Source organism: Vibrio sp. 1F279, from assembly GCF_041439815.1.
GTDB classification, from domain to species: domain Bacteria; phylum Pseudomonadota; class Gammaproteobacteria; order Enterobacterales; family Vibrionaceae; genus Vibrio; species Vibrio tasmaniensis_A.
This window is the reverse complement of sequence record NZ_JBGOOU010000011.1, coordinates 33,708-46,996: the sequence shown is the minus strand read 5'-3', so window position 1 is coordinate 46,996 and position 13,289 is coordinate 33,708. Positions and strand designations below refer to the sequence as shown.

The window sequence follows — 13,289 nt, the reverse complement described above, 5'->3', positions numbered from 1 at the left end:
ATAAATCGATTAAAGTATGAGTTCCCCGAATTTATTATGATGACCAGCTACCAACCTTTCGAACATCTAAAGTGTCCTATCTGGATATATGACATTGATAATAAGCGAATAACCTGGGCAAACAGCAGTGCCCTCCCTCTTTGGGAGTCTGAATCTCTATTTGAACTGACCTCACGCGATTTTGGTATTGAAATGTCAAAAGCGATCGAAGCAACGCTTGAAGAATATCAGAGACAATTTCAGCGAAATCAAAGTGTAAAGACTTGGTGGAACTTCACCCCAAAATACATTTCTAAACGCGCACTATGTCTTTTCTCTGGAATCCCATTACCCGATGGCCGAACAGGGATGCTAGCGCAAGTCATCGCAGAAGAAGAGAGCTTAAAACGCGATCTCACATACTCTGATGGTTCCAACCTCTCTCTTTTATTCAACAAAGTGGGAAGCGTAGTGAGTGCAAACTCCGCTTTTTCTAAAAACTACGGCTCGCCGTTTAGTCGCCTATCCGATTTTGTTTCAAGCGAAGAAGTTGCAGACCAATGGTTATTTTCAGCTCGCAAAGGTCGAGACATTTTGGAGGAAGTCAGCTGTAAAATTGAAAATAAAACCCACCACTTTGATGTTCATGGAAAGTGGTTGTTTGACAAAAGTGAACTGCTATTAAACCTAACCTGTACCACCAAACAAAAAGAAAATTTGATTAAAGCTCGATATAACGCAGAGCACGACTGTCTCACTGAGCTCTACAACCGCCGCGGGATCACCAAAAGGCTCGAATCGAGTATTGCCTGTCGCTCGCCCTTTGAATTGATGTTTGTGGACCTTGATGGCTTTAAGTTGGTGAATGACACTTATGGGCATAGTGTTGGTGACCAACTACTCAAAAAAGTTGGCAAGCGTCTTAAACAGATCCTCGACGAAACATGCACAATCGGTCGCTTTGGTGGTGATGAGTTCATCGTGATTGCTCACGCCCGAAAAAATCAAAATATCCCGTTACTCTGCTCTCGCATTATCGATTCTTTGAACAAAAGCTTCCAAATAAAAGGAATTGGCACCTTATCTGTAGGTTGCAGCATAGGTTCTGCTCATTTTCCAGATAATGCCACGGATAAAGAATCATTGTTAAAGCAGGCCGGAATGGCGATGCATGTTGCCAAAGCCAATGGTCGGAACCGCTTCCAAACTTTTACTCCAAATTTAGCGCAGATTCTGCATCGGCAAGTAGAGATACGCCATAGGTTAACTCTGGCACTAGAAGGTGATGACCTCAATCTTCATTACCAACCGATAATGGACACCAATAGCAATAAAGTTAAAGGGTTTGAAGCCCTACTTAGATGGTCGGATAAAGATCTGGGCAACATCGAGCCTGATGAGTTTATTAGCCTAGCGGAAGAAACTGGACAGATTGTTCCACTCGGAAAGTGGGTCCTTAACTCTGCACTTAAGCAACTGTCGATATGGCACCGAGAATTTGATGATGAATTGGTAATGAGCATCAATATCTCGTGTATTCAGATGCACACTACTTTTGCAGAGCAACTATCGGCAATGCTCAACTTCTACAACATACAACCTAAAAGTATCGCCCTTGAGATCACTGAATCCTCAATGATCTTCAAACACGGTGAAGTCAGACAAGCATTAGACGATATTTCAGCGCTAGGCGTTGAGCTACACCTTGACGACTTCGGCACTGGCTACTCCTCACTCTCTATGTTACATGACTTGCCAATTAGTACCGTTAAGCTAGATAAAAGCTTCGTCCATGGCACCTATAAAGGGAGCGAAGCGATTGTCCAAGCCACCTATGCTATCTGTGAAAAATTGGGGCTTAAGGTGGTTGCGGAAGGGGTCGAAACTGAAACACAAAAAGCTTTCTTAACCAGTTGCGGATATCAATATTTACAGGGATTTCTGTTCAGCAAACCTATCCCACCCGATGAAGTCGAAATGCGATTTTTGTCTAGTAGATAACTCGGCTCTAAGGGGGTTACTTACTAAAGCAATTAAATTCCCCAAGCACAATATAATTATGTAAGTGGTAAATGCGCAAATGCTATCAACATACCGCTTACGTAAATTTTACGTCATACCCAAGTCTAGATAATTTACACTTTGGTTAGTTGTAATGAAATTACCATTTAAATTACTCCCCAATATCACCCTAATATAATTATCAATATCCAACCAACCAAAGTAGACATACTTATACTATGCTCTGGAAAATAATACTAGATATTACCTTTTCTTATAGATCGGGTAATCTTGAATTTATTTCCTTTATTTACACAAACTTAAATGACATTAAAATAAAATCAAACCATCCTTATAGAAACAGTCCAACTACAGAAGTAAAAACAAGTGCAATACAAATTAACATAGAAAATAAAACTATATTCTCAAAATTAACAACAAATAAACCATATCGAGATAATCATAAAAAACCGGGCGATCTGACATATAAATAATTTAATCATATAAAACCAAAAGCCAAATTAGCTTTCCAAAGAGGGAATGACAAAAATTACAGAACAAGACAAAAAGTAAAAATCCAGCCCCTAGAAATGGATAAATGCCAAAATAAATGGATAAATCCACTTTACCCCTTGTAAATCATCAACTTTTATTTATAAATTCAAGTTTTGGGTGAACATCTCTATAACCTGTTATTGACCCCAAAATTCTGCGATTAGTATCAACATCTTGAGAGAAATAGTGACATTTTAGTTATGTTATTTAGAAAGGACTCTTAGGTTGAATGAAAATCTCAGCATCACATATCAATCACGTAAATATAATAACTATCGCTTAGGAGTTAAGCTATGCATTGTTCTTTCAATATAAACAATAACTATGAGAGCTTGCAATTAATTTATAATGAAGAAAAAATATACATAAAAAGGAACAGTAATAAGATATCAGAGGAAAGTCTTAATAGTAAAGAAAGTTTTGTTTTTAAATATCTTATTGAGCATTCATCGATATCAAACCCTCAATCTGCTAGAGATGTTGAAAAGTCATTTAAATTACACTTCGATGAAGAGTTCAGTTTATACGCTTTAAAGAATATTATTGCTTCGATAAGAAAAAAGTATAGAAATTTGTGTAAGAAAGCCAAAATTAACAATAATAGTGAACTTATCTCGAACCTTTATAAGGTTGGTTATTTTATCGATCTAGATAAAAGTACAACCAACCGTATAACACCAAAATACAACATCAACCAATTCAAGCTCAGCCATATCGAGATGTTGAAGCTGATGCTCAACACTTACCAAAAAGAGTTGATCAGAGGCTTTATAGCCGTTTGTACCGTTTCTTCATTTTTTTTGTTCGTTGTCTACTTCTTCCAAATCCTTTATACAACGAAAATTGCAGATGAATACAGTAAAAACGCAAAGCAAATAGTAGAGGAAGTAATGAACTATGGCTGTGATAGCGAAGTTGCAGTGTACGCATTGAGGCACTCACTTAACCTTGATTCTGTTTTGATGACAACGCCTTATGGTTCATGCTACATATCCAAAACACAATCAAAAATGGTTGAACTAGACCAAATTGAAAACTTTGACGATAGCCTAGATTTTGCTTATTCACGCTTCTCAGACCCCAAAGAGGACATCGAACTCATTGCGCGTATTTCTAAATGGTCTATTGAAGCTAGATATAAGAACTCATTACTCCCTCTTTTGGTTGATTCAGTTTCCATACAAAAAAATGGTCACTACATATTAAACCTAGGCGAAAACAGTCAGCCTATTTATCAAGCCCCACTTCCAACCGGTGCAACCATCACTTTCTACAGTGATGATATTGTGCTTCTGTGGGTCATTTTTTCTCTGGTGATCGCCACGCTACTTTATCGCTCATATATTCTTGGCTTTGGCATTTACCTGCTTCGTTGGCGACACATATCCTTCGAGGAAGAGCCCATAATCAACACTGACGACAATAGCGTTTTATATTACGAGTTATTGTCTAGAGTGCGTAACGTAGGCGTTCTGAGTTTCATCAACACCATGAGACGTACTAATTTGTTGACTTTTCATACTATTTTAATCATTGAAACAGTAAAAAAAGCGAAGTTGGACAACAGCCATGATATCTACGGTGTCAATGTGTGCCCGAGTGCGTTGGTGGGATCTAACTTTACAAAGCTCAAAGAGCATTTAGTCACGATGGAAGCGAATGAGTTTGTCGTAGAAATAACAGAGTATTCAAACATTGGCTATGGCTATGAGGTCATCGACAACATCAAAATGATCAAAGATCTTGGAATCACCATCGCGCTAGACGACTTTGGTACAGGTAACAACAACATTGAAATAATTAGTGCTATCTCTCCGACCTACCTAAAACTGGATCGTTGTTTTGTTAAAGACATTGAGTCAGGAGATTATCATCAAGGAGTATTGCTTAATATATCGGAGATTGGACGCTTATCAAACATCACAATGATTTATGAAGGTGTCGAGACGCGCAGGCAGCAATATATCTTATGTCAGTTAGGCTACAACCTACATCAAGGTTATCTGTACAGTAGACCTAGTCACTCGGAGGAGTAATTATCTACCACCTCATTTAAATATTGATGACCTCCCTTTTCTTGTTTAATTGCCATTGATCATACAACGACTTGAGAGCCCACAAGGAAGTAGGCTTCAAGCGTTCTCATAACCCAATACATTTCTCTCAAACATAAAAATATACTCTTCATTTTTATAAAAACCTTGCCAATCTGAATAAAAAGTTTAGTGTTATACATATGTATATCACCATGCAGTTTTAATTATGACCGAATGGAAAGACGACCAACCGATCTTTAGGCAGCTAGCGGCAAAGATCAGTGACCAAATTCTTCAAGGTGTTTGGTTAGAGCAACAAGCATTGCCCTCTGTGCGTGCGGTTGCCGCCGATCTCAAGATCAACCACCTTACTGTCATGAAAAGCTACCAGTTACTGGTGGATGAAGGCTTGGTAGAGAAAAAACGCGGCCAAGGTATGTATGTCGCAGAAGGGGCACTTCAAAAATTGAAAGAGTCCGCACATCAATCATTCATCAACACACAGATCCCAGCCATCGCTGAGACGCTAGGCATCATTGATATGAGTGTCGAAGAACTCGTGAAACAGCTAGAACAACATATAAAGGACAAGTCATGAGTACTTTACTTTCAGTGAAAAACGTAACCAAAACCTATTCAAATCAAGTGGGTGTCGAGAAGATCAGCTTTGAGTTAAAACCGGGGCAAGTGCTTGGTCTGCTAGGCCACAATGGCGCAGGGAAATCGACTCTGATCAAATCACTGCTTGGCGGACACAGCTATCAAGGTGAGATTGAAGTAAACGGCTACCACCCTATCCACCAGCACGCAGAGCTCATGCAGCACTTGTCGTACATCTCAGATGTTAACGTGTTACCAGAGTGGATGACGGTTAAACAACTGCTTCGATACACCCAAGGCGTGCACCCAAGCTTCAACAAGCAAAAAGCAGAACAGACGTTAAGTAGCACCAACATTAAGCTGTCTTCAACGATCAAACAGCTTTCTAAAGGGATGAAGGTACAACTTCACCTTGCAATCATTATCGCGACCGACACTCAAGTGTTGATCTTAGATGAGCCAACGCTAGGTCTAGATCTGCTCTACCGCGATACTTTTTATCGCCACCTCCTAGAGTGGTTCCATGACGGCGAACGCGCGATGATCATTGCCAGCCATGAGGTTTCAGAAATTGAACACCTATTAACGGACGTATTGATTCTAAAACAAGGCCATTGTGTGCTGCAAAAGAGCATGGAAGACATCGAGAACGACTATTTCATTATCGATGTCGCAAACAACCACTCAAGCGAAATTCAGAAACTCAATCCACTGACCTCACAGCCAGGGCTAGGAACCACTAAGTGGTTATTGGAAGGTCAATACAAAGCGCAAGTTGAATCATTGGGTAACATCTACAACGTTGGTCTCGCAGACCTATTCCTTGCAACACAGACGGAGAAGGCATAATGCACCCAACTTTTTATATGCTAGAAAAAGAACTGATCGAGCACAAAATTAACACTCGATTGCCTCTGTTTATCGCGTTATGTGGTTTCTTGCTGTTCGTTAGTTTGTTTTTCAATGGCGCAGCGCAGCATGAGTTTTTCTTCCAAATGGAAGTGAATGGTGACGTAAGCGACATACACAGAGAGTTCGCACAAGACCTCAACTCAGTGATCTACTTTGGTGCTGGCCTTATTTCACTCATACTTTCGACGCTTTACATCCCTAAAACACTGCGTAAAGAGCGCCAAGAAGGCAGTTCGATGTTTTGGAGAAGCATGCCAGTATCCAATGCCATGACTCACGGCGTGAAGCTAGGCTTCGGTCTAGTGGTTATTCCGGCTATCTGCGCGCTATTAGTTCTATTCGCTGACTTCCTATTCTGGATATTGAACGTCTCAAGCGAACAACAATTGGCATTGATAGTAGAGCAGCAATCACTGTTTTATGTGCTGAGCAATTGGTTGGTATTCTTTGGGCGAATGATGTTAGTTGCACTGGTTTTATTGCCACTAGCAACCGTTACTCTGGCAATTTCGCAGTTAGTGAATTCTCCACTGCTTGTCATTTTTATCTCAAGCTATGCGATTAAGTTACTCTCGGTCGCCGTATTTGGATTCTATGGCATCAATGACTTCTTCTCTCTCATCGCATCACTACCAATAAAGGTACTAACGGCGAGCAACCCATTCAGTGCGATTGCAGAAGCGCCGGTTTTGTCTTTGGGTATTTATGTACTGATTGGTGTTGGCGGGTGTCTACTGAGCTTGAAGCTAAATAGAACGGACGATGTGAGTTTGAAGACGCTGTTCCATCGATAGAGTCACTTATTCTGAACTCTCAACGGGTAACCAAATCAGATATCAAAATCTAAATCAAAGCTTCTGAGAAATCGGGAGCTTTTTTGATCACGACTTTGCGATACAGGAATGGGAAACAAGGACAAAGGATTTTAGTTGGGAGTAACAGAGTGAAGAAACAAGAGAATCTAAGAGGAGGTATTAATGAGCTGACATTGAATTGCATTGTTGTTAATGCTTGTCAGCTCTTTGGGGGATGATTTCTTTAGTCGTCGACCAGATGAAGGTCCTTGAGAGTGTTGTTGAAATCGGTTTGTTGCGTTTTACATTTGATTAAGCTGTTCAGCTTTTTTATCTTAAAGCTTTACGATTTAAAGCTTATTTCTTTGAAGCTTCTTTCGCTGTGTCTTTCCAGTATTGGATGCGAACGCGATGAAGCTGTGCTCTTCTCATTTTTTTCATAAGGGATATTTCCTTTTCTTTAACTGCTCTTCATGAGCTATTTTTATTGCCAACCATTCGAATCTAACGGTGTTTGATGTCCAGATCAATGATATAAATCACAAAATTTATAGAGTTTTGAGTACCATTTACATCAAAGTATGACCTAGCTATCAACTATGGCTCAATTCAATCCTATGAGCCGCTCTTCAAAATTAAGGTTAGTTCTCTCAGATGACAAATTCATTTCAGTATCAATACAGTTCAATGATACTAATTTAATAGACCGGACCAACGCGGATTTAGTTCCAACGTCTTATTTTTTATTGCTCACATCGCCTCTTAAGTTACACTGTAACTAATGATGTATTCAATGTGAACAATTAATCGCCACATTAGCCTATACGTCACAACATCAAAATGGGATTATGTTTGTAACGGGTAAAGCTTTTTATAGAAAAAAGCCGTAGTGGACAAAATTAAATAGACGTAATTAAATGGACGTAATTATGAGTAAAGTAATTCTGCAAGGGCATATTCTCGTGCCAGACAACGACCTAAAAGCCGTCACACAAGCCTTGGTTGTACACAAAGAACTGACACTGGAAGAACCTGGTTGTATCGTGTTTCGAGTCAGTCAGAGCACGCTTCAACCTAATCGCTTTGAAGTGTATGAAGAATTCACTAGCCGAGAAGCATTCGAAGCCCACCAACAGCGAGTCAAAGCCTCTGAATGGGGTGAAACCTCCAAGAACGTGACACGTCATTACCAAGTCACCGATGTTCCGACATCATAATGATACATCCGCTAGCCAACAGTATCGTCACGTTGATCAAGCAAGATCCCTTACGAATGCAGGTTTTAGACTGTGTCTCTCAGTTGGATTTACCGCAGTGTTATGTCGCTGCGGGCTTTGTGAGAAACCTAGTTTGGGACGACCTACATGGTTATGCTTCCCCGACTCCACTTAATGATATTGATGTCATCTACTTTGATCCTATTGATACCTTCTACGAATCGGGTCTTAGATACGAGGCTCTACTTCAACAACGGTTGCCTGAATTAAATTGGCAAGTTCGCAATCAAGCCAACATGCATACTCGAAACGAGGATGAGCCCTATCAAAGCTCATTGTATGCGATGCGTTACTGGCCAGAGAAAGAAACCGCAGTCGCCGTCAAGCAAAGCCCGACAGGGGAAATCGAGTGCATTTCGGCTTTTGGTTTAGAGAGTTTGTTTGATTTAAAGATCACACCGAATCCCAATCGCAGCAGAGACGTGTTTGATCAACGAGTTCAGTCTAAAAACTGGCTAACTCATTGGCCGAAGTTAACTATTGGTTGTTTGAGTCTCAAAGGGTCATTTGTCGCTCGTACTAATTAGTCGCAAATTTTTTACATTAATATGTTTAATATAAACTATGGTTAATATTAACTCACATCCATATAAGGTAGCTGTTATGTCGATTTTACGTGCGTTACTGATACTTATAAGCTTAGTTATCATTGGGTGTGCTGATACACATAAACTTCAGGTTACGGATGTAAACTCGACAGCTAAATTTGAAACAAGTGATTCAGTTTTAATCGGCCGCTCAAAGAATGGGGAATATGGGAAGCACTATTATTCAGGCTCAGGACTAATGGTGAGTAAAGCTCTTCAATCAGAGTTATTCACAAAACTAAACAACGTCGCAATCGCTAACCAAGCAGCTGATTACAATTTTGTCCTTGAATATGCGAAAAGCAATGAGTTCGACTACTTAATTTTTCCTACCATATTACACTGGGAAGATCGCGCGACTGAATGGTCAGCAAAGCCAGATAAAGTAAGCGTAAAAATTACAGTTGTTGATGTTAAAACAAAAGTAATTATTAAGTCTGGCATAATCGAAGGAAAAAGCGGGCTAGCTACCTTTGGCGGTGACCACCCACAAGATTTATTGTCAGAGCCGGTCAGCGAATTTATGGCTAGCCTATTAAATTAATTATCGTGGTGATTCAATAATTGAGCTCTATTGCGTAGACAACATCAACTCTACCTTATGACACCGTAGTTAGCATGGTTAACCTATGTCGAATCAAACTTTGCCTCTGTACTAAAACCATTGACTAAAAGCCCAATCAGATCGAACATGCCCCCACTTGTTAGCGTATTAAGTTAGTAATTAACCAACTCATCAACCACGCGTGGCGACTAACTGCTACGCTCTCTCATCATACTGAGTAACGACCATGAACCAACAATACATGCTGCAAGCTCTTGAAGCTTCGCGCCAAGCCCTACCCGATTGCCAACCAAACCCGCCTGTGGGTTGTGTTTTGGTGAAAAACGATAAGGTGGTGTCTGTTGGATATACGCAAAAGGTCGGTGGAAACCACGCCGAGGTTGAAGCACTGAATGGCTATGACTGCGAAACGGATGGAGAAATAGAAGGCGTTACCGCTTACGTAACTTTAGAGCCATGTTCATTTGTTGGCAGAACACCCGCTTGCGCCAGTACATTGGTTAAAGCAGGTGTAAAACACGTAGTAGTGGCGATGCTAGACCCTGACCCTCGCAATAATGGTCGTGGTGTGGCGATACTCGAGTCGCACGGCGTGAAAGTCGATGTAGGGTTATGCCAAGAACAGGTAAACGCCTTTTTAACCCCGTATCTTGGTAAGTCCTAGATCTTAAACAGCCAGTGCTAATTCAATTTCACTCGGTAAAGCGGATTGGCTGGCTTATCGACAAAATACGACCAAATATGATCGTAGACGGCATGTTGGTTGGGGAACGGCGCAAGTGCTTTCGCTTCCTCTAAATCGCACCAGCGGTACTCTGTATGTTCGTCATTCAGTTCAATCGCTTGGTTGGGTGGGCATAGCACCGCAAACACAGGGATTAGCTGAATCACATTAACGTGAGCCTCGTAAAACTGCTCCAGAAACTGCGCGTTATACAAAGCTTCCACTTTAATTTGGGTCTCTTCTTCAAACTCGCGCACGATAGCCTGCCAGCCTGTTTCACCCGCTTCAATCGAGCCTGCGACGTGACACCAAAACTCGCCCTTTACACGCTTCATTAATAGCATTTTCATTTGTCCGTCGATCTCTGAAAGAGCGACACCGGAGACAATCGAAGTATTGAGTGGAATCATAACGTTACCTTAGTTTTCATAAGAGGGCGGCAAGGCTACCACCCTTCGTTTGTGAAGTTACCTTCTATGATTAAAAACGAGAAGTTACTCATCAATTAATGAAGTTCAAGCCATAACTCATGGGTTCCGTGTTAACCGTCTCGCTTAGCTATCCAGTAATAGAACCATTTCTTATTTGAGGCGCTTTTCGATAAAGAGTAGAATCGCCGCCTTGTACTGTGTTTAAAACCTTTAAACATACACAGTAGACTCACAACCCTTTATCACCACGATATAAGTATTAATACGACTATGCACTCATCAAAACCAACGCACGACTCAGAAAACAGCCATACTCCTGAGCATTGCTTCACTCGTTTTCAACAGCCGATCGAGTCATATTCGTTGCCTGAGCGTTTCACATTCCCGTTCTATTATGAACCGCATCCACTGTGTGAAATCGCCTCTCATCAGCTTCAACAATATCTAGAAACTCAAACCGACTGGCAGCATGACTTCGGACTGGATTCTGACGCTGGTCGCGGCAAAATGTTTGGTGTGTTACTGGTGAAAAGTCCTGAAGGTGAATTGGGTTACTTCTCTGCTTTCTCTGGAAAAATCGCCGACCAAAATCTATTGCCTCACTTTGTACCACCCGTATTCGACATGCTGAGCAGTGACAGCTTTTTCCATCAAGATACGGCCGATATGATGGCTGTCAACGCTGAGTTTAAAGCGCTGCAAGCAAACGCTGATTACCTTGAACTATGCGAGCAACTGGCACAACAAAAAGCACAAGCTGAACAAGAGATTGAAGCTCAGCGTTTATTAATTATAGAAGGCCGAAAAACACGTAAAGAACAACGCGAACAATGTAAAGAAAACCTTGATGAGCAAGCCTTCGAACAGCTAAATAACGAGCTAAACAAAGCCAGTGTTGCCGACAAGAACCAGCAGAAATACCTAAAACTCAACTGGGAACAGACGCTGCAAGTGTTGCAGGCTAAAGTTGATGTTTTCACTAATCAATTAGCTGAGCTAAAAGAGCAAAGAGCACACCTTTCTCATCAGCTTCAACACAAGTTGTTTTCACAATACGCTTTCCAAAATGCGGAAGGAAACATTGAGGATCTGAACCAGATCTTTGAAGACACCCCAAACAAGATACCACCAGCGGGTTCTGGCGAATGTGCCGCTCCCAAGCTGCTGCAATACGCGTATTTGAACGGTTACACACCGCTGGCATTGGCTGAATTTTGGTGGGGTCGTTCACCGAAATCGGAAATCCGTAAGCACAAGAAATACTACGCGTCTTGCCAAAGTAAGTGTGTACCGATTTTAGGCCATATGATGAAAGGCTTGGAAGTCGATCCCAACCCATTGCTAGAGAACCCAGCAGAAGGCAAAGACCTCGATATCCTGTTCCAAGACGATCACATCGTTGTGGTACACAAACCAGCAGGTTTTCTATCCGTACCGGGTAAAACCATAAAAGATTCGGCCTACACTCGTGTTCAAGAAATGCATCCCGATGTTGAAGGGCCATTTGTTATCCACCGCTTGGATATGGCGACCTCTGGCATTCTAATATTTGCGCTTACACGACGTGCGAACAAAAGCCTACAGAAGCAGTTCATTACTCGTGAAGTTGAGAAGCGTTACGTGGCAATGATAGAAGGCGTTTTAGAGCAAGATGAAGGTTATGTTCGACTGCCATTGCGTGGTGATTTGTATGACCGTCCTCGTCAGATTGTCTGCTTCGAACACGGCAAGCCTGCAGAAACCAAATGGGAAGTGATTGAGCGAAACGAGCAAACTACTAAGGTTTACCTGCACCCTAAAACAGGGCGTACGCACCAGTTGCGTGTTCACTGTTCACACGAAGAAGGCCTTAACATGCCTATCGTCGGTGATGGCCTATATGGCAATAAAGCCGACCGACTGCACCTACACGCAGAAAGGCTAGCACTGCACCACCCAGTCACCAAAGAGTGGATGGAGTTCCAGTTCGACGCCGAATTCTAAGCGTTAAGACTACTTTCTGCGTTAAGCCTATTTTCTGCGTTGAGCCTAGGAGATAAACCAGAGTCACAAACCATTTGTGACTCTGACTCCCTCTTTCTCCTACCCCTTTCGGATAATTCACCACGCTTATTGCACTACATCAAGGTCCACTTTGTTGTGAGGAGTAGCATGCGCCTCTTCTTCTTTCCTTGAGGCCTTTGATATGTCATCAGCTGCTTTGAATATACAACCCAACACAACGACTTCTTCCGTGATCGCTTCGCAAGCACTAAGCTTGAAACCACTCACAAACAAAAAGCCAGACTTAAACTCGGCAATGCTCAATCTAATTGAAGAAGTTAAAAACGAACTCCCTCTTTACGAGTCGGAGACGTTTATCTGTGGACCGAAAGGAAACTGCTCTGGTTGCTCTAAGAAATTATTGGAGATGGTCGACAGTGAATTGATGTACTGGGAACACAGTATTTCAATCGGCCAAGGCCCTAACTTCGAAGAGCTGCGTCGCTTTGGTAAGCTATGCAGCAGCGTTAGACGTGGCTTAGAGCGAAACGGGTTAGTCGAAAAGCGCCCAAAGAAACGGTAACAGTCCAACTCGATAATCATTACAATGTGTCGTAGGCTGTTACAAGCTACCCTCGATTAACTGATTGAACTCGTTAACTATAAGGGTGATAGTACTTTGTATTACAATTCAGAGTACAGACCGATTCATCGAAACTCAATCATAGGTACGAATTCATAGAAGCTAGTTCATAGATATTTTTCGCCATTGTCTTGAGCGACTCTAACCTTCATTTCTGCTTAGCTTTGAACCTTCGGAAAACCAACATCACATTCATTTAAAG

Annotated in this window: 12 protein-coding genes; 11 read left to right on the top strand and 1 reads right to left on the bottom strand. The window is 41.5% G+C overall.

What is annotated here, in order from left to right; all coding sequences use genetic code 11:
- The first annotated feature begins 36 nt into the window (after window positions 1–36).
- From ACED60_RS10400 to ACED60_RS10360, 9 genes are all read left to right on the top strand, one after another.
- Entirely contained in the window at window positions 37–1,980 is a 1,944-nt protein-coding gene (locus tag ACED60_RS10400) for a putative bifunctional diguanylate cyclase/phosphodiesterase (protein WP_371727457.1), read from the top strand.
- Window positions 1,981–2,828: 848 nt separating this feature from the next.
- The gene (locus ACED60_RS10395) at window positions 2,829–4,571 is read left to right on the top strand and encodes an EAL domain-containing protein (protein WP_017096648.1); all 1,743 of its coding nucleotides are present in this window, start codon (window positions 2,829–2,831) and stop codon (window positions 4,569–4,571) included.
- 226 nt (window positions 4,572–4,797) lie between these two features.
- Window positions 4,798–5,169: a GntR family transcriptional regulator gene (locus ACED60_RS10390; protein ID WP_012601023.1), complete on the top strand. Its 372-nt coding sequence runs from the start codon at window positions 4,798–4,800 to the stop codon at window positions 5,167–5,169.
- Window positions 5,166–6,020: an ABC transporter ATP-binding protein gene (locus ACED60_RS10385; protein ID WP_371727456.1), complete on the top strand. Its 855-nt coding sequence runs from the start codon at window positions 5,166–5,168 to the stop codon at window positions 6,018–6,020. Before ACED60_RS10390 ends, ACED60_RS10385 begins: the two co-directional genes overlap by 4 nt.
- Window positions 6,020–6,877 carry a hypothetical protein gene (locus ACED60_RS10380; protein WP_135444036.1) on the top strand — a complete coding sequence of 286 codons (858 nt, stop codon included), beginning with the start codon at window positions 6,020–6,022 and terminating at the stop codon, window positions 6,875–6,877. The genes ACED60_RS10385 and ACED60_RS10380 overlap by 1 nt, the downstream gene beginning before the upstream one ends.
- A gap of 929 nt (window positions 6,878–7,806) precedes the next feature.
- Window positions 7,807–8,094, top strand: coding sequence for a putative quinol monooxygenase (locus tag ACED60_RS10375; RefSeq protein WP_108099746.1), 288 nt, complete (start codon window positions 7,807–7,809; stop codon window positions 8,092–8,094).
- The gene (locus ACED60_RS10370) at window positions 8,094–8,681 is read left to right on the top strand and encodes a nucleotidyltransferase family protein (RefSeq protein ID WP_371727455.1); all 588 of its coding nucleotides are present in this window, start codon (window positions 8,094–8,096) and stop codon (window positions 8,679–8,681) included. The genes ACED60_RS10375 and ACED60_RS10370 overlap by 1 nt, the downstream gene beginning before the upstream one ends.
- A gap of 76 nt (window positions 8,682–8,757) precedes the next feature.
- Window positions 8,758–9,285, top strand: a complete 528-nt coding sequence (locus tag ACED60_RS10365) for a DUF4823 domain-containing protein (protein WP_009844743.1) — start codon at window positions 8,758–8,760, stop codon at window positions 9,283–9,285.
- A 247-nt stretch (window positions 9,286–9,532) separates the two neighbouring features.
- On the top strand, window positions 9,533–9,970 hold the full coding sequence (locus ACED60_RS10360) for a bifunctional diaminohydroxyphosphoribosylaminopyrimidine deaminase/5-amino-6-(5-phosphoribosylamino)uracil reductase RibD (RefSeq protein WP_135444041.1): 438 nt from the start codon (window positions 9,533–9,535) through the stop codon (window positions 9,968–9,970).
- Between the two features lie 17 nt (window positions 9,971–9,987).
- Here the strand turns inward: ACED60_RS10360 and ACED60_RS10355 are convergent, their stop codons facing one another.
- Window positions 9,988–10,440 (bottom strand): NUDIX pyrophosphatase, encoded by a 453-nt coding sequence (locus tag ACED60_RS10355; RefSeq protein ID WP_029222831.1) that lies wholly within the window; start codon window positions 10,438–10,440, stop codon window positions 9,988–9,990.
- 291 nt (window positions 10,441–10,731) lie between these two features.
- Here ACED60_RS10355 and ACED60_RS10350 point away from each other — a divergent pair, with 291 nt between their 5' ends.
- Entirely contained in the window at window positions 10,732–12,444 is a 1,713-nt protein-coding gene (locus ACED60_RS10350) for a pseudouridine synthase (protein ID WP_371727454.1), read from the top strand.
- A gap of 202 nt (window positions 12,445–12,646) precedes the next feature.
- Complete coding sequence (locus tag ACED60_RS10345; RefSeq protein ID WP_371727453.1) at window positions 12,647–13,027, top strand: hypothetical protein; 381 nt, start codon at window positions 12,647–12,649, stop codon at window positions 13,025–13,027.
- The last annotated feature ends 262 nt before the right edge of the window (window positions 13,028–13,289 follow it).

What these genes read in the sequence shown, in the direction of transcription:
- ACED60_RS10380 (WP_135444036.1), top strand. Translation starts at nt 6,020, where the DNA reads ATGCACCCAACTTTTTATATGCTAGAAAAAGAACTGATCGAGCACAAA.
- ACED60_RS10390 (WP_012601023.1), top strand. Translation starts at nt 4,798, where the DNA reads ATGACCGAATGGAAAGACGACCAACCGATCTTTAGGCAGCTAGCGGCA.
- ACED60_RS10350 (WP_371727454.1), top strand. Translation starts at nt 10,732, where the DNA reads ATGCACTCATCAAAACCAACGCACGACTCAGAAAACAGCCATACTCCT.
- ACED60_RS10360 (WP_135444041.1), top strand. Translation starts at nt 9,533, where the DNA reads ATGAACCAACAATACATGCTGCAAGCTCTTGAAGCTTCGCGCCAAGCC.
- ACED60_RS10375 (WP_108099746.1), top strand. Translation starts at nt 7,807, where the DNA reads ATGAGTAAAGTAATTCTGCAAGGGCATATTCTCGTGCCAGACAACGAC.
- ACED60_RS10365 (WP_009844743.1), top strand. Translation starts at nt 8,758, where the DNA reads ATGTCGATTTTACGTGCGTTACTGATACTTATAAGCTTAGTTATCATT.
- ACED60_RS10355 (WP_029222831.1), bottom strand. Translation starts at nt 10,440, where the DNA reads ATGATTCCACTCAATACTTCGATTGTCTCCGGTGTCGCTCTTTCAGAG.
- ACED60_RS10370 (WP_371727455.1), top strand. Translation starts at nt 8,094, where the DNA reads ATGATACATCCGCTAGCCAACAGTATCGTCACGTTGATCAAGCAAGAT.
- ACED60_RS10400 (WP_371727457.1), top strand. Translation starts at nt 37, where the DNA reads ATGATGACCAGCTACCAACCTTTCGAACATCTAAAGTGTCCTATCTGG.
- ACED60_RS10345 (WP_371727453.1), top strand. Translation starts at nt 12,647, where the DNA reads ATGTCATCAGCTGCTTTGAATATACAACCCAACACAACGACTTCTTCC.
- ACED60_RS10385 (WP_371727456.1), top strand. Translation starts at nt 5,166, where the DNA reads ATGAGTACTTTACTTTCAGTGAAAAACGTAACCAAAACCTATTCAAAT.
- ACED60_RS10395 (WP_017096648.1), top strand. Translation starts at nt 2,829, where the DNA reads ATGCATTGTTCTTTCAATATAAACAATAACTATGAGAGCTTGCAATTA.